Below are 22,231 nucleotides of genomic sequence, written 5' to 3'. Positions count from 1 at the left end.
GGCTGTTCGCGGGGCCCGGAAACTCCGTTGCACCGCACGACCAGCATCGCTCAGGATGCAGGTATGAGCACGACGGGGGAGAACACGGGGGAGAACACGGGGGAGATCGCGGGGCGCGCGCTCATGGCGTACACGGGGGTTATGCCATGAGCGCGCGCCTGCGCGGCATCGCGCAGCAGACCGAGCAGATCGTCGCTGCCGGGGGCTACCGCACGGCGGACGGACGCGAGGTGTCCATCGCCGCCGAGACCGACGCGGCCCGCGCGGGCACACGCCTGTACGGACCGGAACCGGTGCGGATACCGCCGCTCTCACCTGCGAAGACGCTCGTCGAGGTCACCGGCGAGAGCAGCCTGGAGGCCGCCCGGCGCCTGACCGGCCCGGTCGCCGTCCTGAACTTCGCCTCCGCCCGCAACCCCGGCGGCGGCTTCCTCAACGGCGCGCAGGCCCAGGAAGAGGCCCTGTGCCGCGCCTCCGCGCTGTACACGTGCCTGCTTGAGGCCCGCGGTTTCTACGACCATCACCGCGCCCACCGCGACCCGTTCTACACGGACCGCGTCATCCACTCACCGGCCGTCCCCGTCTTCCGCGACGACAAGGGCCGGCTCCTGGACGAGCCGTACACGGCCGGATTCCTGACCGCCGCCGCACCGAACGCCGGGGTCGTCCTGCACACGGCACCCGAGCGCGCGGCCGAGCTGCCGCACGCCATCGCCGTACGGGCGGAGCGGGTGCTGGAGACAGCAGCCCTGCACGGCTACCGGCGGCTGGTCCTGGGTGCCTGGGGTTGCGGGGTGTTCCGGAACGACCCGGCGCAGGTCGCGGGCGCGTTCCACACGCTGCTCGGGCCGGGCGGACGGTTCGCCGCGGCCTTCGAGCACGTGGTGTTCGGCGTCCTGGACCGCACACCGGGTGCCACGGTCCTGGACGCCTTCGCACGGACGTTTCCGGAGCGTCAGCTCCAGCGGTAGCGGATCAGGTCCAGCCGTAGCGCTCGTGCAGCCGGTGCCGGACGAGGTTGAAGCGCATCTGGTCGATCGCGCAGGCCTCCCGGCGCATGCCGTCCTCGTGCAGGCGCAGGACGCGGTCCACGTCGACCCACGAGTCGCGGCCGGACTTGTCCCACGGGCCGCTGCCGATCGCCACCCACTCGCGGTCGCCGTCGTGGCGCTTGCTGGAGAGCTGGACGGCGAGCACGGTTCCGCCGGGCTCGCGGGCCACGACGAGGACCGGGCGGTCCTTGCCCCGGCCGTCGTTCTCTTCAAAGGGCACCCAGGTCCAGACGATTTCACCGGGGTCGGGGTCGCCGTCGTGCGCGGGGGAGTACTCGGTACGGACCTTGCCGACCTCGCGCGGGTCGGCCTCGGTGGTGGCGGAGGGGCCGAAGCGGCCCGGAACGTTCTCATCGGTAAAGGCGGTCACGGAGGCACCTTAGAACGTGCCTCCGTGACCCCGGACGCCGGGCGCCCGTCAGACGATCACCACTACTCCTTCTCCACCGGCACCTTCTGCGACGGCGGTGCCGTGACTCCGTTCAGGGCCGAAGTCCCGTTCGGGGTCTGTCCGTTCTGGTTCATCGAGGAGAGCAGCTGGCGGGCCAGACCGAGGCCCGTGCCGCCCATGGTGAGCGCCTTGGCGAGCATCTCCGCCATGCCGTCGGCCCCGTTGAGGACCACCATGTTGTCGATGCTGCCGAACGCGGACGCGCCGGCCTTCACGATCTCCGGCCAGTTCTCGGCCAGTTGCTGCGCGACCACCGCTTCCTGGTTCTCGGCGAGAGCGGCTGCCCGCGCCTTGATGGCCTCCGCCTCGGCGAGACCCTGGGCCCGGGTCGCCTCGGCGGCGGCGAGACCCTTCGCCTGCGCGGCGGCGGCCTCGGCCTCACCGGTCGCCCTGGTCGCCGTCGCTGCGGCGGCACCGCGTGCCTGGGTCGCCTCGGCCTCGGCGAGCGCGGCCGTCTTGATCCGGCTCGCCTCGGCCGTGGCCGCCAACTCGGTCTCCTTGGCCTTGGCTTGAGCCGCGGAGATCCGTGCGTCGCGCTCGGCCTCGGCGCGGGCCCGGGTCTCGTACGCCTGGGCGTCCGCGGGCTTGCGGACGTCCGCCTGGAGCTGCTGTTCCCGGCGCAGGGCGTCGAGTTCGGCGATCCGGGTCTCCTGCACGACGACGTCCTGCCGGGCTGCGGCGTCCGCGAGGGGTCCGGCCTGTCGGGCCTTCGCCCCCGCCTTGTCGCGCTCGGCCTGGTAGCCGGCCTGGAGGATCTCGCTGTCCCGGGTGGCCTCCGACATCCGTGCCGCGGCCTTCTGTTCGGCCTCGGTGGCCAGCCGGTTGGCCTCGGCCTGCGCGATGCGCGCGTCCCGCTGCACGGCCGCCGCGTGCGGCATCGCGAGGTTCTTGATGTACCCGGTCGGGTCCTCGATCTCGTGGATCTGCAGCGAGTCCACGATCAGACCCAGTTTCTCCATCTCCGTACCGCACGCGGCACGGGTCTGCCCCGTCAGCTTCTCCCGGTCGCGGATCATGTCCTCGACCGTCAACCCGCCCACGATGGACCGGAGATGACCGGCGAACACGTTGTGCACCCGCTCCGACATCATCTTCTGCTGGTCGAGGAAACGCCGACCCGCGTTGGCGATCGACACGAAGTCGTCGCCCACCTTGAAGATGACCACGCCCCGCACCTTGAGCGGAATGCCCTGCGTGGTCACACAATCCACGTGCAGCTCGGTCTCGTTGAGGTCCAGCGAGATCTTGCGCACCGCCTGCACACCGGGCAGCACCAGCGTGCCGCGCCCCGTGACGATGCGGAACCCCATGCCCTCTTCAAGGCCTTCGGTGCGGTGCTTGGAACCCGAGATGATGAGTGCCTCGTTGGGCTCCGCGACCCGCCACATCGACTTGAACAGACCGATCAGTACGAGAACGGCGAGAACCGCCACCCCCGCTACGACGCCGATGACCATCGGCATACGCCCCCTTTTGATGGTGCCCTTTCGGCACCGAACGAAGGGAGTGTGCGCCTGCGCGACACCGGGGTACAGACGCTGACGGATCCTTGTTGCAATCTTGACGCATACGCACCTGAAACGCTCTCACCTGCGAAGGAGGTAGCTCAACTGTCGTATGCCTGCGTGACGTAGACCGTCCTCGGTGGCAGGTACTCCACCACCATCACCACGGTCCCCGGCGCGATCCGGTCCGTGCCCGTGGCGGCGTACGCGAGGAAGTGCTCGGCGCCGCCGCGCACCCGGACGATCACCTCGCCGACGAGCCCGGGCCCGACCGTCCCGGTGACCCGCCCCATCAGCCCGACCATCGACGCATCCTGCATGGTCACAGGGTACGGGCCCAACCCGCCTATGCCGCCGGGGTTTCGGCGGCGATCGGCTCCGGCCACCGCTCGTGCCAGCGCAGGTCCGCCTCCAACTGCGCCGCGAGGGACAGCAGAAGGGGCTCACTGTTCGACGGGCCCAACAGCTGGGCGCCGACCGGGAGTCCGCCCGCCACGAAGCCCGCGGGGACGTTGACGCCGGGCCAGCCGAGGATGTTCCACGGCCAGGCGTAGGGGCAGGCGGCGACCATCGCGCGGTCGGTGGCCAGACCGCCCAAGTCGAGCATCGCGCCGACGAGGGGCGGAGGAGCGGCAGTTGTCGGCGCGAGCACCAGGTCGTACCTCCCGAAGAACGCCCCGAACCGGTCGTGCAGGGTGGCCTCCGCGCGCCGCGCCGCCCGCAGCGCGGCCCCGCCGAGCCGTCGGCCCAGGCGCGCGGCCTCCAGAGTGCGGGGGTCGAGGAGTTCGGGGTGCGGTGCCTCGCGGACCCGCTCGGCGATCCCGGCGGTGGCGCGGGGGAGGAAGGTCAACCCGATCTGTCCGTACGGCGGATCGTCCTCTACGACCGTGTGGCCCAACTGGGCCAGTGTCTCGGCGAGTTCGAGGACCCGGGCCCGTACCTCCGGTTGCAGCCGGGCGGGCAGCGCGGTGAACGGCGGCTTCAGGGAGAGCGCGATGCGCAGTCGGCCGGGTTCGCGGCCCACCGCGTCCGACAGGGTGAGCGGGGGCGGCTGGTGCGGGTCCCGTGCGTGATTGCCGCTCGCCGCGTCCAGGAGCAGGGCCGCGTCGGCGACCGTACGGGCGAGGGTGCCGTTGACCGTGATGCCCTGGAAGGACTCGCCGCGCGGCCAGGTCGAGATACGGCCGCGCTGCGGCTTGACGCCGATGAGGTGGGTCCAGGCGGCCGGGATGCGCACCGAACCGGCGCCGTCCGAACCGAGCGCGGCCGGGACCAGCCCCGCGGCGACCGCCGCCGCCGAGCCACCGGACGAACCCCCGGGCGAATGACGGGAGTTCCACGGATTGCGGGTCGCGCCGAACGCCGGCCCCTCGGTGAACGGCCACTGCCCGAGCTCGCAGGTGTTGGTCTTCCCGACGATCACGGCACCGGCCGCCCGCAGCCGTCGTACCGCCTCGCCGTCCTCCGCCACCGGCGGGAACTCGCCCCGGCAGCCGAACGCGGTCGGCTCGCCCGCCACGTCCATGTCGTCCTTCACGGCGACCGGCACTCCGAGGAGCGGTTTGCGGACTCCGGCGGCCAGTTCCTTGTCCGCGGCTTCGGCCTCGGCGAGTGCCGCCTCCCTCCGTACGATGCGAAAGGCGTTCAGGGAGGCCTGAGTCGACTCGATCCGGGCCAGGGCCTCCTCGGTCAGGGCCCGCGCGGTCACCTCCCCGGCGGCCAGTGCGCGGGCGGACTCGGCCAGGCCTGCGGAACGGTCGGGCGTCATACGGCACCTCCGGAAGCGCGTGGTCTACCGAACGGTAACGTCCAGGCGGCCGGTGTGCCGCGGATGCGGCAACTTCCCGCGTGGCGTGGGCGATTGGCCGCGCACCGGGCCGTACACCACAGGCGTCCCACAGAGATCATCCAGCATTGCGCAAACCATTGACGTGCTCCTGACCCACCCCTACCTTCTGACCGAATTCACGAACTGGGTTCGATATCACGAACATCGAGTCTCCGGGAGAGCCGCCCGTGACCACACGTCCCCCCACACCGCCCCCCACGCCGTCCCGCCGCACCCTGCTGCGCGCGCTGGCCGTGCTGCCCGCCTCCGCGCTCGCCCTGGGCGAGGCCCCCGGACTGCTCGGCACGGCCCTGGCCGCCGCCCCGTCGAGCGGCTACGCCACCCGCTACACGATCGTCCCGTTCCTCAACAGCGACGACGGCACCGTCAACGTCTACCAGTCCGACGACGCCACCGACTTCCGCCTCGTCCAGGCCTCCGCGTACACCCCGCCGAGCAACCGCATCCGCGACGCGAGCGTGTTCAAGCACACCGACGGCTACTACTACCTGACGTACACCACCCACACCTGGGAGGACGTCAGCACCACCATCGGCTTCGCGCGCAGCTCGGACCGGGTCGACTGGACGTTCCTGTACGACTACACGGTCCCGATCACGAATCTGTCGCGAGCGTGGGCGCCCGAGTGGTTCGTCGACGGCGACGGCAGTGTCAACGTCATCGTGTCCTGCTCGACCACCGACGACGAGTGGATCTTCACGCCGTACCGGCTGAAGGCGTCCAACTCCGCGCTGACGGCGTGGAGTTCACCGGTCGCCCTGTCCGGCATCGGCTCCAACCACATCGACACGTACATCGTGCGGATCGGCTCGACCTACCACGCCTTCACCAAGAACGAGACGGCGAAGTACATCGAGTACGGCACCGCCACCAGCCTCACCGGCCCCTACACGATCTCGAAGACCGGCGACTGGGCCGGCTGGGGCAGCTACCGCGAGGGCCCCTCGGTGGTGCAGCTCGACAACGGCGGCTGGCGGATCTTCTTCGACGGCTACGGCGACGGCACTTACTACTACAGCGACAGCTACGACACCTTCGCCACCTGGTCCGCGCCGACCGCGCTGACCACCCTCTCCGGTACGGCCCGCCACTTCACGGTCATCAAGGAGACGGTGTCCGGCGGCCCGAGCCTCGCGACCGGCGTCACCCGCTCCTTCCAGTCCGCCAACTACACGACCCGCTACTGGCAGGAGGTGTCCTCGCTGCTCAACCTGCCGGTGGTGACCAGCTCCAGCACCACCGCCCTGAAGCAGGCGTCCACGTTCACCGTCGTCGCGGGCCTCGCCGACGCGACCGGCTTCTCCTTCCGGGACGCGGCGGGCAACTACCTGCGCCACTACGACTTCCGGGGCCGCTTCGACGCGAACGACGGCACGTCGACCTTCGCCGGGGACGCCACGTTCTACGCCCGGACCGGCGCCACCACCGGTGCGCTGCGCTTCGAGTCGTACAACTACCCCGGCTACTACCTCCGCCACTACAACTACCAGCTGCGGGTGGACCCGACGGACGGCACGGATCTCTTCCGGACGGACAGTTCGTTCGTGCCCGTGACGGCCTGGGCCTGACACACATGACTGTGATCCACCGGAACGGGGCAGGATGCGAACGACAGTGATCGGCCATGGCCTGGAGGCGCTGGGCGCATGAGCAGTACGGCAGCGACACGGATCCGCGAGCTGATCGTCACCCCGATCGCCTTCCGTGATCCACCCCTCCTCAACTCGAACGGCGTCCACGAGCCGCTGGCCCTGCGGTCCGTCCTCCAACTGGTGCTGGAGGACGGCACCGTGGGCCTCGGCGAGTCCACGGGCGGCACGGTCCGGCTGGAGCGACTTGAGGCGGCGGCGAAGGTCGTCGTGGGGATGGACGTCTTCGACACGACGGCCCTCGTCGCCGCGATCGACGCCGCCCTGCTGCCGACCGTGCCCAGTTCCCACGAACGCGGCTGGACCAGCTCGGCGGTGGAGGTGGCCTGCCTCGACGCACAGGGCAAGCTGCTCGGACGCCCGGTCAGTGACCTGCTCGGCGGCAAGGTCCGCGACGCCGTGCCCTTCGCCGCGTACCTCTTCTACAAGTGGGCCGAGCATCCCGCCCTGGACGGCAGGCCCGCGGTGGGCGACGACTGGGGCGCGGCGCTGGACCCGGCCGGGATCGTCGAGCAGGCCCGGCTGATGCAACAGCGGTACGGCTTCCGGTCGTTCAAGCTCAAGGGCGGTGTCTTCCCGCCCGACGAGGAGATCGCCGCGATCAGGGCACTGGCCGAGGCCTTCCCGGGGCAGCCGCTGCGGCTGGACCCCAACACGGCCTGGACGCCGGAGACCTCGGCGTACGTGGCCCGCCAACTGGACGGCGTCCTGGAGTACTTGGAGGACCCGACTGCCAGCATCCCCGGCATGGCCCAGGTCGCGAAGGAGTCACCGCTCCCGCTCGCCACCAACATGTGCGTGATCGCCTGGGAACATCTGCGGCCCGCGATCGAGCAGCGCGCGATCCAGGTCCTCCTCACCGATCACCACTACTGGGGAGGGCTGCGCCGGACCCGCGAACTGGCCGTCGTCTGCGAGGTGTTCGGGCTCGGCCTGTCCATGCACTCCAACTCGCATCTCGGCATCAGCCTCGCCGCCATGACCCATGTCGCGGCGGCCATCCCCAACCTCGACCACTCCTGCGACACGCACTACCCATGGAACTCGGCCGACGACATCGTCGTCCCCGGGGTGCTGGAGCTGCGGGACGGCGCGGTCAGGGTCCCCACCGGTCCCGGCCTCGGTGTGGAACTCGACCACGACGCCCTCGACCGACTGCACCGGCTCTACCTCGACTCGGGTGTGCGCGGCCGGGACGACACCGCGTACATGCGACGGGTCCGGCCCGAGTACGAGCCGAGACTCCCCAGGTGGTGAACTCGCCGTACCTAGGCGGTGGTTGAGGCGACGTGACGCCGGGTCTCGCTGAGGTGGAGGTCGACGGACCGGCACATGATCACTCCGCTCTGCGGGTCGTCGGCCGCGTGGCTGATACGGCGGAGCAGAGTGACCGAGTCCAGGGTGACGCCCTCGCGGGCCAGGACGAAGACGAGGGCCAGGAAGGCGGACCGGGCGTTGCCGTCGTCGAAGGGATGGAAGAAGCACACGTCGAGACAGACGCGGGCGGCCCGGGCGGTCAGCGGGAGGGGCTGGTCGGCGTCCCGTGTGCTCTCCGCCAGGCAGGCGTCGAGGCGTTCACGGGTGTCGGGGCCGACGCCGTAGCGCTCCCCGCCCTTCTTGGCGAAGGCCGGCAGGGTGCGGAACGACGGTGGTCCGGGGGTGCCGAGGACGTGCCGCTGCCAGCCGCGCAGCAGCTCGAAGTCGAGCCGGGCACCGCGCGCCGCGTCGGCCCGCACCAGGTCCAGGGCGGTGAGCAGGCCCTCGCCGCGAGCGGCCGACACGGTGTGGTCGAAGGCGCGTATGTACTCCGCCGCGCCGTCGCGCGACGGAACGACCGGCTCGTCCCCGCCGCCGTCCGGCGCGTCCTCCCACGGCACGGTCTCGCGCACCGCGAGCCAACTCCGCAGATGGTCCGGCAACGGGCCGGGGGCGGGCGGTCGTACGGTGTCGTCGGGCCGTAGCGAGAGTGCGAGGCGCTCCGCGATGTCGTCGACCAGAACCCGGTCCGGGCCGGTCCAGCTCTTGAACCGGCCGTCGATCGCCTCGTCGACCAACTTCTGTGCCGTGTCGGGGTCTATGCGCCAGTAGCTGAGGAACCAGGTGAGCACCTGACGGCAGTGCCCGTACCAGCCGCTGCCGGAGCCGGTGCGGTCGTACGCCTGGAAGATGAGGTTGCGGGCGGCGCACTCCCAGAGGATCCGCTGGTCCGCCACGTCGGCCAGGTCCAGCGGGTACGCCTCGAACAGGGTCGCGAGCCGCTCCAGCCAGTCGCGCCATTCGCACAGCCCGGCGACCACCCGGTCGAGGGTCTCCTCCGATGTGGTGTACGAGTGCGTCACACAGCACCAACTGCCGACCGGGCCGCCGTCGAAGTCGCCCTCGTCGTGCGCCCAGCGCCAGCCCACGACCCAGTCGCCGTAGCGCTCGGCGAGGGCGTACGACATGGCGTCGGCCCAGGGCCTCGCCAGGTCCCGACTCCAGTCACGCAGAACGGGATCGCCGTAGGGGACGTCGGGGCGGGTCGGCATCCGGCGGGCCGGTCCGAGGGAGCGCACCACCTCCGCCGCCGCCTCGGCGTCGAAGGGATGACGCGCGGGGTCGACCTCGTCCCAGTTCAGACAACCCGGGTTCCATTCCCTCTGCACCGCGCAAGCCTGCACGCCGAGCGGGCCTGTGTTCAACCGAATTACCGCAGGCCACCGACCGTCAACGCGGCGTCGTCGACGTCTCGTTGGGGAGCATGGTGTGGGGTGGCCGGTGGGCGGACGCGCGTAGCGTCGGCTCGTTGCGCAGCCGGACGAAGGTGATGGCCAGGGCGACCGCCTGGACGAGGGCGCAGCACAGGACGACCGTGTCGAGGTGGGTCGGCGGGGTGACGGCGACGAGGACGCCGGCCACCGGGAAGGGCAGCAGCAGGAGCAGCATGGTCAGGGAGAGGGTGGTGCCGAAGGCCGTCGCCGGGATGACCAGCGAGCGCAGCGTGCGCAGGACGACGGTGAGGCCGCCGTCGCCCGCCATGAACAGCGCGATGAGCACCATGTAGGCGGCGTAGGACGGGGCTTGGGGGAGAGCGAGGCAGGCGGCGGAGGCGAACGTCGCGCAGACGACTCCCACGCCCCACAGGTCGACGCGGCTCAGGGCGAGCCGGCAGCAGGTGACCGCGAGGAGGGTCGCGGCCGCGGCGGCGGACCACAGAGTGCCGACGTCGGCGGAGGAGCGGCCGAAGTTCTCGACGACGATGATCGGGCTCGCGGACTGGAGCAGGCCGAGGGCGAGATTGGAGCAGGCCAGGCCCGCCACCAGCCAGCGCAGGGCGGGCAGTCTGCGCAGCATGCGCAGCCCGGTCCGCAGACTGCCGGGTGCGTGTTCGCCGACCGGCCGTCCGGCACGCAGCGGGGTGGGCGGGGTCTGGAGTCCGAGTACGGCCGCGAGCAGGGACAGCCCGGTCAGGCAGCCGAGCATCCAGCCCGGACCGACCAGCAGCAGGAAGCCCGCGAGCAGGGGGCCGACGAGCATCGCGGTCTGGTCGATGCCGATGAGGACCGACTGCACGCCGTGGGGCCGGTTCTCCGCGCGCCGGGTGACGATCGCGCCCACGGCCTCGTTGGCGACGAAGCTGAACTGGGTGAGGGTGCCGGTCACCGCCGCCAGCACCAGCACGGTCACGGTCTCCGCGGTGCCGCGCGGCAGCATCACCAGCGCCACCGCCGCCCCCGCGAGGACCAGGGCCCGCAGCAGCGAGGCGAGGAAACACACGATCGCCGCGCCGCGCCGGTCCACCACATTGCCCGCCAGGACGAACGCGGCGATCCGCGGTGTCCACTCCAGGGCGAACGCCAGGCCCGTCAGCGACGAGGACCGGGTGATCGCCAGGACCAGCAGCGGCATGGCGTACGTCGACATGGAGAACGCCAGGGCGTCGCTGGTGCGCGGTGCGTAGATCCGTCGGAACAGGCTGCCGGACGGAACGGCTGCATGGCGACCGGCGGGCGGCCGGTCCTCGTGCAGGGTGATGGCCACGGAATGGAAAGCTTTCAGTGAGGCGTATCACGGAGGGGGAAACGATTGGTACCGACCAGGGCGAAATGAATTCGCGGGGGCGGGGAGAGGGGAAAACGCCTATGGGCAAGCGGAGTTGAGGCGTGAAATATAGCGCAGTCAAATGAGATTTGGCATATCCGGAACGGACATCTCCGCAGGGCGTACGCCGTACCTCCCCGTGCCCGGAAGACAGCGGGCGGAAAGAAAGCCACTTTGTCGCCCATAGGGCACGGGGAGGCGAGGCGATCACGGCATTTCCCGTCATGTCTTCGGGTGCCGCCTTCGGGTCACATCTTCGTGGCGCCTGCCGCGAGGTCGCGCAGGAAGTGCCGGGCGCCGACGAGGAACACCACGATCAGCGGGATCACGCTCATCAGGGCGCCTGCCATCACCACCGCGTAGTCGGTGTTGTAGGCCACGTTGAGGTTGGCCAGGGCGACCTGGAGGGTGAGCCGGTCGGGGTTGACCAGCACGACCAGGGGCCAGATGTAGTCGTTCCAGAGCTGGATGAACGTGAAGATGCCGAGGAAGGCGAGCGCCGGCCGGAACAGCGGCAGGGCCACCTGCCAGTAGAGGCGGAAGAAACCGGCCCCGTCGATCCGCCCCGCGTCCAGGAGTTCGTCGGGCAGTGAGTTCTGGGCATACTGCCGCATCCAGAATATTCCGAACGCGTTGGCCGCCCCGGGTATCACGAGGGCCTTGAGCGAACCGGCCCAGCCGAAGTCGGCCATGGTGACGAACTGGGGCACGAGCGAGAGCTGGCCGGGAATCATGTACGTCGCCAACAGGATGCCGAACAGCAGCTTCCGCGCCGGGAACTCGTACTTGGCGAAGGCGAACGCGGCGAGGGAGTCGAAGAACAGCACCAGTACCGTGCCCGCCACCGAGACGACGACGGTGTTGAACAGCGAACCGAAGAAATCGATCCGGTGGATCACCTGGCGCATGTTCTCCAGGAGATGGGTGCCCGGCACCAGCCGGGGCGGGAACCGGAGGATCTCCTGGGTGGTGATCGAGGCCATCACCACGAGCCAGTAGAAGGGGAACAGCGACACCAGCACGCCGAGCAGCAGCAACACCCGCACAGCTACGCGGGAGCGCCTGCTGCCGGAACCGATGGCGAGTCCCGCGCCGACGGCGGTCGTCCGGTCAGCGGCCATTGCGGGCTCCCTTGCGCCAGGCGATACGGGGACGGTCCTCGCGCCCGGAGCCGGACACCAGCCGCCAGTTGATGATCGCGAACAGCGCGATGATCGCGAACAGGGACCAGCCGATCGCCGCGCCGTAGCCGAACTGGTGGTCGTTGAAGGCCTTCTGCCAGAGGTAGAGCACGATGGTCAGACCTTCCTGGCCGGGGCCGCCGGTGGTGCCGGGGTCGTCCGAGTAGAAGAGCACCTGCGACTCGGTGAAGATCTGGAGGCCGTTGATGGTGGACGTGATGACCGCGAAGAGGATCACCGGCCTCAACTGCGGTACCAGGACCCGGAAAAGGGTCTGCCGACTGCTCGCCCCGTCGACCCGCGCCGCCTCGAACAGCTCGGTGGGGATGGCCTGGAGGCCCGCCAGGAAGATCAGCGCGTTGTAGCCGACCCAGCGCCAGATGATCATGATGGAGATCGCCGACTTGATGCCGAGCGAGGACGTCAGCCAGTTGACGCCGTCCGCCCCGACCGCCTTCAACAGCGAGTTGGCCAGGCCGGCCTGTGCGAACACCGAGCCGAAGACGATGGTCATGGCGACCATCGAGGTCACGTTCGGGATGAAGTACGCGACCCGGTAGGCGGTGGCGTGCCGCACCTGCGCGTTCAGCAGGAACGCGATGACCAGCGCCAGGAACAGCATCGGCACCGTCGACATGAACCAGATCTCGAAGGTGTTCAGGATCGAGTGCCAGAACACCGAGTCGTGCAGCAGCCAGCGGTACTGCTGGAGCCCCACGAACCGCATGTCGCCGATGCCGTCCCAGTCCTGGAAGGACAGATACAGCGAGAACCCCACGGGGAACGCGCCGAAGACCGCGAACAGCACGTAGTACGGCGAGATGGCGAGATACGGCGGCACGTGCCGTCGCCAACGCCCGCGCGGGGCACCGGCGTTGGCTCCACGCGCCGTCTCGGCCGCGCTTCCGGCCGTAGGTGCCCGCTCCGCTCCCGCGACGGTCGCCATCTCAGCTCACCCCCTGCTGCGACAGCGTCCGCTCGCAGGCGTTCATGGCGTCCCGCCAGGCCTTGTCGGGGTTCTTGCCGAGGGTTTCCACGTTGGTCAGCTCCTGGAAGACGGGGGTGTTGCAGATGTCCTCGTAGGGGCTGAAGAAGATGACCGGGGCCTTCTCCGCGGCCGGGCCGAAGACGTCGACGGGTATCTGGCCGCCGAAGAAGGGGTCGGGCCTGCGCATCGCCGGCTTGCTGTACGCGGCCGGGGTGGTGGGGAACAGGGCCATCTCCTGATAGCTCTTCAGCTGGTTCTCCGGCCCGAGCAGCCACTTCAGATACGCGAAGGCGCCCTCGGGGTCACGGCAGTAGCGGGTGATGGTCACGTACGAGCCGCCGTAGTTCGTCGGACCGCCGGGCAGCGCCGTCAGCCGCCAGGCACCGGAGGTCTTCGGCGCCACGTCCTTGAGTCCGCCGATCGCCCACACCGCCGTGATCATCGAGGCGACCTTGCCGCGTCCCATGGCCGCGTTGTAGTCGGGTGTGCTGTCCAACACCCGGGCGCTGAGGCCCTGTCGGTAGGTCTCCACCGCCAAGTCCCAGGCCCGCTTGACGTGTTGCTGGTCGCCGATGAAGTGGTTGTCGGCGTCCACGAACTGCTTCGGGCTCTGGTACAGGGCCATCCGGAAGACGTAGCTGATCTGGGAGACCAGGAACGGCTTGCCGGGCGCCCTGGACCTGAGCGTCCGGCCGAGCGCGAGGTACTTGTCCCAGGTCGCGGTCGCCTCCGCGACGTCCGCCGGTTCGGTGGGCAGGCCCGCCTTCTCGAACAGGTCCCGGCGGTAGTAGAGCGCGGTCGGACCCGCGTCGAGCGGGAAGCCGATCATCCGCCCGGACGGGCTGATCCCGCTCTTCCACTTCCAGTTGAGGTACTGGTCCTCCAGGGCCCCGGCGCCGAGCTTCCTCAGATCCAGGAACTCCTCCTCGTCCGGGAAGAACACCGAGACGTCGGAGTTCGCGCAGGCCAGGTCCGGCACGTAGGCCCGGGCCGCCATGCTGGTGCGCAGCTTCGACCTGTAGTCGCCGGCGATCGGCGAGCCCTTCACCTTCAGCCCCGGTACGCCAGGCACACCGCGGGCGGAGACGGCCAGGAGCTTGTCGCTCAGCGCGCCGTTCCAGTACCAGATGCTCAGGTGGTCGGTGCCCGCCGAGACGGAGCCGTCGGAGCTCCCGCACCCCGACAGACCCAACAGGGCGGCACCCGCACCGCCGAGGGAGGCCCCCAGCAGTCGTCTGCGGGACATCGTTCGGAATTCCATGGGCGCGCACTCACTTTCCGGACATGCCACGGCCGGGGGAGGAGGGGGGAGAGGCGAGGACGTCGACGACGGTCGATGAGGTGGGGGTGGTCCGACATCGGGCGGCGTGAAACCGGGCGGTCACGTGGGGACGTGAACGTTCACGTGAACGTTGCCGTCGAGTATCGAGGCGGCCGAAAACCAGTGTCAAGGGACGTGCACGGTAGTTGTGTTGGCGCTTTCTACGGCCAGTGGGACAGGGCGGCCGAAGCAGGCGTCAACGGACCCGCACCGGGGCTACGCCGAGGCGCGCAGCACCAGTTGGGGAATCACCCAGGCGTCGGCGCCGGTCAACGGCTCCTGCCCCGCGCTGAGTCGGGCCACCTGCTCGACGGCCAGCCGGCCAAGACGCCGCTTGTCGATGTGCAGGGTGCTGAGCGCCGGTTCCACCAACTCGCCCAGAGACAGCCCGTCGAAGCCCAGTACGGCCAGGTCGTCGGGCACCCGCAGTCCACGACTCCGGGCCGCACGCATCGCACCGATGGCGATCAGGTCGTTGAACCCGAAGACGGCGGTCAACTCGGGCCGCGCGTCGAGCAGGTGACCCATGGCCGCCGCACCACCCGCCACGCTGTGCTCGGGGCTGGGCACGACCCACGAACCGTCGACGGGGAGTCGGTGCTGTCGTACGGCGGTCAGAAAGGCCTCTCTTCGGGGCCCCGGGGCGTCGATCCGATCGCCGTCGAGCATGCCGATCCGACGGTGCCCCGCACGCACCAGATGAGCCATTCCCCGCGCGACACCGGCGGCGGCATCGATGCCGACGGCCCCGAACCGGGTCTGGTGCGGCCCGCGTTCGAGCACCACGGTCGGAACACCGCCGAGGTGCCGGGCGAGTACGTCGTCCGGGTTCTTGAAGTAGCCGACGACCGCGTCCGCCTGATGGGAGAACTTGTCCAGCGCCTGGAGCTCCCTGTCCTCGTCGGTGCGCGAGTCCCACACCACGACCTGCCAGCCGCGCTCCTCGGCCGCCTCCAGCACACCGGCGGCCACCTCGGGAAAGAACGGGTTCATCAGATCCGGGATCACCAGCCCCGCCGTCACCGCGCCCTTGCGGACGAGCCCCCGCGCGAACCGGCTCGGCCGGTAGTCCAGCAGGCGCGCGACCTCCAGGACGCGTTCCTTGGTGGCGGGGTCGATCTCACCCTTGTCGTTGACCGCGCGGGACACCGTCTGCCGGGACACCCCGGCCAGCTGCGCGACGTCATGGATCGTGGCCCGCCGCCGGGGTCCGTCGGCGCGCGGCTCGCGCTCCTGGTTGTCCGCCCACACGGTGTGCACTGTAGCCGGGCCGGGTGGACGGGCGGCAAGGGAGGGAGCGGGGCGGCCGACCGGTCGTCCGGTTCCGTTCAACGGAACCGGACGCGACAGGTGAGGTTCCGGGGATCACTCTTTCGTCCTGTGGTCCGACAGTTGGGGGTACAGATGCGTGCAGGGGCGGCCGATCAGCGGCCCGGCCAGGTTCGGTTCTCCGTATGGGGTCCGCTGTCCGTCATCGGCGGAGGGGGGACGACGGGCCGCTGCCGCTCGGGCCGCTCAAGCAGCGCATGCTTCTCGCCATGCTGTTGTGCCGTCCCAACACCCTTGTCTCCGTGGACGTGTTGACGGATGCCCTGTGGGACGGCGGACCGCCCAGGACGGCACGGAAGAACGTCCAGGTATGCGTCTGGGCGCTGCGGAGACTCCTAGCCGACAGCGGCGCGGGCGGTCGGCTGGTCCGTGGGACGGGCGGCTATCTGCTGTCGGTGGGCGAGGAGGAACTGGGCTCGCTACGGTTCCGGAGCCTCGCCACCGCCGGACGCGAGACGGCGGACAGCGGCGAACTCGCCCTCACCGCCCGGTTGTCGAACCGGGCGCTGCACCTGTGGAGCGGACCCGCGCTGCCGGAACTCCGATGTTCTACCCCTGTCCGACGAGGCCGACCACCTCGACAAGCAGTACCGCCAGGTCTACGAGGACTGGGCGGAGGCCGAGTTGTGGCAGGGCAACGCGCGGGCGGTCGCCGGTACGATCGCCGATCTGACGGTGCTGCATCCGCACCGCGAACGCCTGCTGGCCGCCCATATGAACACGCTGTTCCAAGTTCCAACTGGGGCGCCAGACCGAGGCGTTCGCCGTCTACGACGAGTACCGGCAGCTCCTGGCCGGGGAGTTCGGCCTGGGCCCCAGCCTGGTGCTCGAAGCCCTGTACCGCTCCCTGCTGACCGGCGGCAAGGACCTGGTCAGCCGACCCGGGCGGGCGTCGAGGTCGGCGCCCGTCGGCCCGTGAGCATGCGCAGGGTCCGGGCGCGTTCCGTTCCGGTGAGGTCGATGGGGACGAGCATGATCTCGTCGGCGTCCAGTGTGCTCGCCACATGGTCGATGGCCTTGACCACCGTGTCCCGGGCGCCGTGCACCACCTGCTGATCCTCCAGGAACCGGTGGGCGAGGAACTCGTCCCGGGCCGGCGGCAGGGCCTCGTCCGGGGCGGTTCCCCCGCGTTGCCGTACGGTCCGGCGGGCGGCGTGCGGGGCCGGCCGCTCGGCCTCGTCGTCGCTCTCCGCGCACAGCACGTTGAGTGAGGCGATGACGTAGGGGCGGGCATCGCGCGGGCCGGGGACGAACGCCTCCCGGTAGCGTTCCACCGCCGCCGGGCGGCACTTGGAGCGGCCCAGGTGATGGCCGTAGACGAACGGCAGTGAGCGTTCGGCGGCGACACGTGCCGAACCCTCGCCGGCTCCCAGGACGTGGATCTCGGTCGTCGCGGCGACCCGGGGGGACAGGAACAGGGCCGAGTCGTCCCGGGGGTCCGTCACCAACGGGTCGAGAAAGCCGGTCAGTTCGTCGATCAGGGCGGGGAACTCGGTGGTCGCCCTGTCGTCGCGTCGGAGTGCCGCCTTCAGCGGCGCGCCGTAGGTCCCGGTGCCCGCCGTGCTGGAGGAGCGGCCCAGGCCGAGGTCGATCCGGCCGGGGTGCAGGGCGCCCAGTGTGGCGAACTGTTCGGCCACGACGTAGGGGGCGTGGTTGGGAAGCATCACCCCGCCCGAGCCGACCCGGATGTGTCGGGTGACGGCCGCGATGTGGGCGATGAGGACCGGCGGTGCGCTGCTGACGAGGTCGGGCGAGCCATGGTGCTCGGCGACCCAGAAGCGGTGGAACCCGCACTCCTCGCTGACCCGGGCGACGCCGGCGATCTCCTGGACGACCTGCGCGGCCGGCGACCGGCCGTCCGTCGCGCCGATCTCCAGCACGGAGAGGAGGACGGAGGGACTGGCGCCGTCGGCACCGAGAGGGGGTTGGGGCATGCTCACGAGGAACTCCTGTCCTGGACTGGGGTGGTGGGCTGTGTGGGTGCGGGCAGGGCGAGGGGGACACCGGCCAGCAGGGCCAGTGCCACCGCGAGGACCCCGGCGGTCGAGGGCAGCGACAGCCGGGCCAGCAGCAGTCCGGCGGCCAACGGCCCCAGGGGCTGGAGGAGTTGGGCGAGCAGGCCGCCGGTGGTGGTGACCCGGCCGTAGATCTCCTCCGGTACGGCGACCGCCATGATCGTGGCGAACGTCGCCGCGGTCACCGGGGTGAGCAGGCACAGCGCGCAGAAGCCGGCGACGAACGCGACGGTGCCGCCGCCCGCCCAGGCGAGGGCCAGCAGCGCGGCCCCGAGCGCGGGCGCCGCCGCGAGGGTCACCTTCAGGGAGACGCGCCGCTGGAAGAGGGGGGGTGAGCAGGGAGCCGGTCAGGCCGACAACCGCCGCCGCGCTCATGGCCGTTCCCACCACGACCGCTCCGTGGGGCTCCCTGCCCACGCCGAGGATCAGCGCGAACGCCAGGGCGGAGAACGCCACGTTGATGCCGGCGAAGTACGCGGCGGAACAGCGCATGAACGGGTCCCTGATCAAGTACCGCCAGCCCGCGGTGAATTCGGTCCGGAAGCGGGCACGGTCAGGGCGTGTGGTGCTCGCGTGTGTTGCGGCGGTGTGTCTCGACCGGACCGCCGCGGCCACGCACAGCGCGGAGGCGCCGAAGGTCAGCGCGTCCACCGTGAACGGGAGGGAGGGGGAGAGCGACAGCAGCAGCCAGGCCGCCGCCGGTGCCGCGATGTCGGCGCCGTAGGCCCGGGCCTGGTTCAACGACAGGGCGGCGCCCAGCTGTTCGGTCGGGACGACCCGTCGGATCACCTTGTTCTGGGCCGGGCGGAACACCTCAAGCGCCGCGTCCGACACGATCACGGTCGCCAGGGCCAGCGCGATCGGCACGGGTCGTAGCAGCGCGTACAGCGCCACCGCTCCTACGGCGACCATCCGGAACAGGTCGCAGAGGAGCATCAGCGTGCGCTGGTCGTAGCGGTCGCTGAGGTAGCCGGCCGGGAGCCGGGTCACCAGGGCGACGACCAGGGAGGCCGTGCCGATGGTCGCGGCGACCGTGGCGGAGTAGCCGGCCGCCAGCAGCACCAGGGGCATGACGATGAACGTCATCGACGAACCGAAGTCCGACAGCGCCTGGCCGATCCACAGGAGCCGGAACTCCCGATTGCGGCTCAGTCGGGGCGTGTTGACCGTGTTCAGGGGCACGGTGGCGGTCATGCGTCGGTCCGGGACGGCGAAAGCAGGTCGTCCAGAAGGAAGTGGGTGTTGGTGCGCGCGCCGGGGCCGGTCCTGCGGAACCGGTCCAGGAAGAGCGCGACACCGGCCGAACCGGTGGCCAGGTCACAGCTCTCCCGCACGGTCTGCTCACCCGGGAACACCACGCCCTCCGGCCGTTGCACCGCGCTGCACAGCACCGCCTCGGCCGCGCGCTCCGCGTCGCCCAGCAACTCGGGGTCGCCCAGGAACTCGTACGCGTCCAGGAGCGCGTTGCCGAGGCCGCTGATCCCGTGGAACAGCTGCGGGAACGTCGTGTACTTGCGCCGTACGGCCGGCAGCAGCTCCTCGATGTGCTTGCCGAGGGTCTCGTCCCCGGTCACGTGGTGGTAGCGGAGAAGGGTGGTCAGGATGCCGGCGGTGCCCTCGTCCCAGTAGTGGCGCGTTGCGCGGCGGCTGCATCGGTACTCGCCCTCGCGGGCGGCGGCAGCTACCTCGTCGCGGCCGCCCTGGAACCCCGCCGCCACGCCAAGGCCCTGCTCGCCAGGGCCAGTTGACGGGCAGCCCCGAGCGCTGGAGTGGCGGTCACCGGCACGACGCGGGTGGCCGCCACTCCATGTCGTCCTAGTGGCCGTGCCCGGCCTTCTTCACCTTGCGGGACACCGTGAACCGGTCGACCTCGGCGCCGGTCGCGGCCAGCGCCCGCACTGTGAGGGTCGTCGTACGACCGGGGGTGGCCGGTTCGACGTCGACGCGGATGAACGAGTAGCCGGTGTAACGGACCCGGGACCAGTCGACGTTCTCGGTGACCTGGCCGTCCTTGCCCGTCCAGTACGTCGGCACCGAGTCGATCGCGTCCTCGTGACCCTCGTAACTGTCGGCGACCGGGAAGCTGTACACGCTCTCGCCGCCCGCGCCCGCCGTCACGTACACGACACCGCCACGGGTCGGCTCGTGGGTGCCGCCGATGGGCAGGGTGCGGACGGCCTTGTCCTGGACGACCGGGTCGGTGCGCTCGTAGACGTGGTTGTGACCGTTGACCACCAGGTCCACCTGGTGCTTCTCGTACAGCGGCACCCACTGCTCGCGCACCCCGCCCTCGGAGGCGTGCGAGCTGGTGGTCGAGAAGGCGCAGTGGTGGTGGAAGACGACGATGAAGTCGACGTCCGTCCGGGCCCGGAGTTCGGTGAGCCGCTTGTCGAGCCACGTGGTCTGCTTGCCGCCGGTGTAGCCCTTGTTGGCGGGAATCTCGTACGACACGTCGTTCGCGTCGACCGAGACCACGCCCACGTTGCCGTGGACGAAGGAGTAGACACCGGGAGCTGATGTGGCGTCAAAACCGTTGGTGGGGAGGGTGAAACGGGCCTCGTTGCCGCCGTAGCCGTTGGGGGAGTACCAGGACTCCATGTCGTGGTTGCCGAACGCCACCATCCACGGCACCCGGCTCGACAGCGGCTCGATCTGCGCGAGGAACGAATCCCATTGACGGGCGTCGTAGTTGCTCGCGTCGGCGGGCAGACCGTGCCCGGTCTCCTCCGCGTAGCAGATGTCGCCCGCGTGCAGATGGAACGCCGGATTCTGCGCCTGGACAAGGGCGTTGAGGCCGATCGAGGTGTAACTCGGGTTCTGGTCACCGAAGGCGGTGAACGTGAACGGCCGGGTGCCGTGCGTCCGGGGCGCGGTGGTGAAGGAGTAGACGGTGTGTGCGGCACCCGCGTCGGCCGGGTCGAAGCCGTCGTGGCCGACGCCGTAGTAGTACGTGGTGTCGGGGCTCAGGTTGTCCAACGCGGCGTGCACGTAGTACTGGTCGATGTCCGCGCTCTTGCCGATCCCGGCCGGTGTGAACAGGTCGCGCACCTCCGCCCGTATGCGGTGGCTCAGGTCGAGGGGGCTGCGGCCGATCCGGAGGAAGGGTTTCCTGACCGGGAGCGGCACCTGCCACGACACCCGCATCTGCGTCCGCGGATCGGCACCGTAGGCGATGTGCCGCCCGAACGGCGCGACCAGCGAACCGTGCACGGCGGCCGTGGCCGAGCCCGTCACCAGCGTGGGCGTCGCCGCCGCCGCGGCACCGGCGGTGCCGCCCGCGAGGGCGACCCCGGTCGCGGCGACCGCGCCACCGCGCAGCAGACCGCGCCGGGAGAAGGCGCGGCGGAGGTATTCGTGTTGCTCGGGCATGCTCAAGGTGTCGGCGAGCCGGTCGGGAAGGCCCATGCGAGGAGTGTTCATGGGCGCGACGCTGGCAGCGCCGGTTGAACGACCGATTGCGGCCTGCCCATGGGATGGCCATATCCCGCCCATTGCCTGGCTCGTTTCCTATGTCCCGGATGTCCCCGGCGGCTGGGTGAAATGGCGGGCACCGGTCAGGACGAGCATCGCGAGCGCCGCCGGTGCCGCGTACGCGAGCCGGAACTCGCCGGTGGAACCGAGGAGTCCGCTGACCGCGCCGCCGGTGACGACGCCCGCGTAGTTGAAGAGGTTCAGCCGGGCCAGCACCGTCTCCGAGGCGGCGGGCCGCAACCGCGCGGCGGAGGCCAGACACAGCGGCGCCAACACCGACGCGCCCAGGCCCACAACTCCCGCCGCGAGTACGGCGACCGGCCAGCTCGGAGCCGTGGCTACACCCGCCAGACCACCCGCCACCACCAGGGCGGCCGTGCGCACGACGGCGACGGTACCGACCCGCCGCACCAGCCGGTCCACGGTCGCCCGCCCCACGACCGTGCCCGCCTGGTACGCCGCGTAGGCCATCGGCGCCACCGCGAGGGACGCGCCGAGGGTCTGCCGCAGATACACCGCCGACCAGGCGGACACGGTCGAGTCCACGACGTAGACGACGAGAAGGACCAGTCCGAAGGGGAGGAGTCGCAGCCACAGCCGGCGCCCCAACGGCGGCTGCGCGGACGGTACTTGGGCGGAGGGAAGGGTGTGTGTGCGGAGACAGAGAGTGACGACCAGCAGCAGGCCCGCCTGCACGGTGAGGCCCTCACCCACCGGCCGGTCCAACCGGGCCGCCCCGGCGGTGAGCAGCGCCGCCAGCACGCCACCGACGCTCCACGCCGTGTAGAAGGACCCGAAGACGCTACGGCCGTAGGCGCGTTCGATCGCGGCGGCCCGGGTGTTGATGCCGACGTCGAGGCCGCCGACCGCGAGGCCGAACAGGACGTACGCGCAGATGACGGTCTGCGGGCCGGGAGCCCAGCCGATCAGCGTGAGCGCGACAGCGGCCGTGACCAGCGCCCCGCGCATCGTGGCGACGGGCCCGGCGACACGGACCGCGGCCAGCCCCAGGAAGCTGCCGACCCCCGCCGTCAGGGCCACCCCGACCAGCGTGGCGGTGGTCAGGAGCGGGGACAGCCTCAGGTGCTCGGTGACGGCGGGGACGGTCGTGTACACGGCGGCGACGGACATGCCCTGCGCGGCGAACGCGAGGGTCGTCGCCCTTCGGGCACCGGCCCGGTCGGCGGGGCGCCCGACCGGGGCCCGGCGTGGAGTACGGACTGACATGCACGGACCGTAGTCAGCCATGGCGGCACGGACGCAGGACGCCGGGGGCCGTTGAGGGGACTCCGGCGGCCGGCGCACGCGACCGGTGCCGTCCGGATGCTTACGGTGGTCGC

General features: G+C 70.7%; 19 protein-coding genes and 2 pseudogenes. 5 read left to right on the top strand and 16 right to left on the bottom strand.

What is annotated here, in order from left to right:
• Positions 1-146: 146 nt before the first annotated feature.
• Positions 147-971 carry a TIGR02452 family protein gene (locus OG194_RS04525; RefSeq protein WP_327399520.1) on the top strand — a complete coding sequence of 275 codons (825 nt, stop codon included), beginning with the start codon at positions 147-149 and terminating at the stop codon, positions 969-971.
• Between the two features lie 4 nt (positions 972-975).
• On the opposite strand, the gene OG194_RS04520 is transcribed toward OG194_RS04525, so the two are convergent.
• From OG194_RS04520 to OG194_RS04505, 4 genes are all read right to left on the bottom strand, one after another.
• Positions 976-1,422, bottom strand: coding sequence for a type II toxin-antitoxin system PemK/MazF family toxin (locus tag OG194_RS04520; protein WP_327399519.1), 447 nt, complete (start codon positions 1,420-1,422; stop codon positions 976-978).
• A gap of 62 nt (positions 1,423-1,484) precedes the next feature.
• Entirely contained in the window at positions 1,485-2,966 is a 1,482-nt protein-coding gene (locus OG194_RS04515) for a flotillin family protein (protein ID WP_327399518.1), read from the bottom strand.
• A gap of 143 nt (positions 2,967-3,109) precedes the next feature.
• Complete coding sequence (locus OG194_RS04510; RefSeq protein ID WP_327399517.1) at positions 3,110-3,328, bottom strand: hypothetical protein; 219 nt, start codon at positions 3,326-3,328, stop codon at positions 3,110-3,112.
• A gap of 26 nt (positions 3,329-3,354) precedes the next feature.
• Complete coding sequence (locus OG194_RS04505) at positions 3,355-4,776, bottom strand: amidase (RefSeq protein ID WP_327399516.1); 1,422 nt, start codon at positions 4,774-4,776, stop codon at positions 3,355-3,357.
• A gap of 248 nt (positions 4,777-5,024) precedes the next feature.
• Between OG194_RS04505 and OG194_RS04500 the strand changes: the two genes are divergently transcribed.
• Both OG194_RS04500 and OG194_RS04495 read left to right on the top strand, forming a co-directional pair.
• Entirely contained in the window at positions 5,025-6,425 is a 1,401-nt protein-coding gene (locus tag OG194_RS04500) for an AbfB domain-containing protein (protein ID WP_327399515.1), read from the top strand.
• Between the two features lie 78 nt (positions 6,426-6,503).
• The gene (locus OG194_RS04495; protein ID WP_327399514.1) at positions 6,504-7,763 is read left to right on the top strand and encodes a glucarate dehydratase family protein; all 1,260 of its coding nucleotides are present in this window, start codon (positions 6,504-6,506) and stop codon (positions 7,761-7,763) included.
• 11 nt (positions 7,764-7,774) lie between these two features.
• Here OG194_RS04495 and OG194_RS04490 read toward each other — a convergent pair whose 3' ends face one another.
• The 6 genes from OG194_RS04490 to OG194_RS04465 all read right to left on the bottom strand — a co-directional run bounded on the left by OG194_RS04490 (position 7,775) and on the right by OG194_RS04465 (position 15,327).
• Positions 7,775-9,151, bottom strand: coding sequence for a Fic family protein (locus OG194_RS04490; RefSeq protein ID WP_327399513.1), 1,377 nt, complete (start codon positions 9,149-9,151; stop codon positions 7,775-7,777).
• 61 nt (positions 9,152-9,212) lie between these two features.
• Positions 9,213-10,526 (bottom strand): MFS transporter, encoded by a 1,314-nt coding sequence (locus tag OG194_RS04485; RefSeq protein ID WP_327399512.1) that lies wholly within the window; start codon positions 10,524-10,526, stop codon positions 9,213-9,215.
• A gap of 308 nt (positions 10,527-10,834) precedes the next feature.
• A complete protein-coding gene (locus tag OG194_RS04480; protein WP_327399511.1) occupies positions 10,835-11,707 on the bottom strand; it encodes a carbohydrate ABC transporter permease in 873 nt (290 codons plus the stop codon).
• A complete protein-coding gene (locus OG194_RS04475; protein ID WP_327399510.1) occupies positions 11,697-12,713 on the bottom strand; it encodes a carbohydrate ABC transporter permease in 1,017 nt (338 codons plus the stop codon). The genes OG194_RS04480 and OG194_RS04475 overlap by 11 nt, the downstream gene beginning before the upstream one ends.
• A gap of 1 nt (position 12,714) precedes the next feature.
• Positions 12,715-14,001, bottom strand: a complete 1,287-nt coding sequence (locus OG194_RS04470; protein WP_327399509.1) for an ABC transporter substrate-binding protein — start codon at positions 13,999-14,001, stop codon at positions 12,715-12,717.
• A 291-nt stretch (positions 14,002-14,292) separates the two neighbouring features.
• Complete coding sequence (locus OG194_RS04465) at positions 14,293-15,327, bottom strand: LacI family DNA-binding transcriptional regulator (protein WP_327399508.1); 1,035 nt, start codon at positions 15,325-15,327, stop codon at positions 14,293-14,295.
• A 203-nt stretch (positions 15,328-15,530) separates the two neighbouring features.
• Here OG194_RS04465 and OG194_RS47595 point away from each other — a divergent pair.
• Both OG194_RS47595 and OG194_RS47590 read left to right on the top strand, forming a co-directional pair.
• Positions 15,531-16,080 (top strand): annotated as a pseudogene (locus tag OG194_RS47595) (AfsR/SARP family transcriptional regulator); the annotation flags it as partial.
• A 64-nt stretch (positions 16,081-16,144) separates the two neighbouring features.
• Positions 16,145-16,324 carry a BTAD domain-containing putative transcriptional regulator gene (locus OG194_RS47590; protein ID WP_442811780.1) on the top strand — a complete coding sequence of 60 codons (180 nt, stop codon included), beginning with the start codon at positions 16,145-16,147 and terminating at the stop codon, positions 16,322-16,324.
• Here OG194_RS47590 and OG194_RS04455 read toward each other — a convergent pair.
• The 6 genes and pseudogenes from OG194_RS04455 to OG194_RS04430 all read right to left on the bottom strand — a co-directional run bounded on the left by OG194_RS04455 (position 16,278) and on the right by OG194_RS04430 (position 22,118).
• Positions 16,278-17,339, bottom strand: coding sequence for an MsnO8 family LLM class oxidoreductase (locus OG194_RS04455; RefSeq protein ID WP_327399506.1), 1,062 nt, complete (start codon positions 17,337-17,339; stop codon positions 16,278-16,280). The two genes, OG194_RS47590 and OG194_RS04455, sit on opposite strands and share 47 nt — an antisense overlap.
• Before the next feature lie 2 nt (positions 17,340-17,341).
• Entirely contained in the window at positions 17,342-17,719 is a 378-nt protein-coding gene (locus tag OG194_RS04450) for a hypothetical protein (protein WP_327399505.1), read from the bottom strand.
• A gap of 82 nt (positions 17,720-17,801) precedes the next feature.
• Positions 17,802-18,506 (bottom strand): annotated as a pseudogene (locus OG194_RS47585) (MFS transporter); the annotation flags it as partial.
• 104 nt (positions 18,507-18,610) lie between these two features.
• A complete protein-coding gene (locus OG194_RS04440) occupies positions 18,611-19,138 on the bottom strand; it encodes a lanthionine synthetase LanC family protein (protein ID WP_327399503.1) in 528 nt (175 codons plus the stop codon).
• A 97-nt stretch (positions 19,139-19,235) separates the two neighbouring features.
• Positions 19,236-20,825, bottom strand: coding sequence for a purple acid phosphatase family protein (locus OG194_RS04435; protein WP_327406976.1), 1,590 nt, complete (start codon positions 20,823-20,825; stop codon positions 19,236-19,238).
• 102 nt (positions 20,826-20,927) lie between these two features.
• The gene (locus tag OG194_RS04430; RefSeq protein ID WP_327399502.1) at positions 20,928-22,118 is read right to left on the bottom strand and encodes an MFS transporter; all 1,191 of its coding nucleotides are present in this window, start codon (positions 22,116-22,118) and stop codon (positions 20,928-20,930) included.
• Positions 22,119-22,231: the final 113 nt, after the last annotated feature.

Source organism: Streptomyces sp. NBC_01288, from assembly GCF_035982055.1.
Lineage (GTDB): Bacteria > Actinomycetota > Actinomycetes > Streptomycetales > Streptomycetaceae > Streptomyces.
Note: the sequence above shows the minus strand (reverse complement) of the source record. Positions and strands in the feature narration are given on the sequence as shown.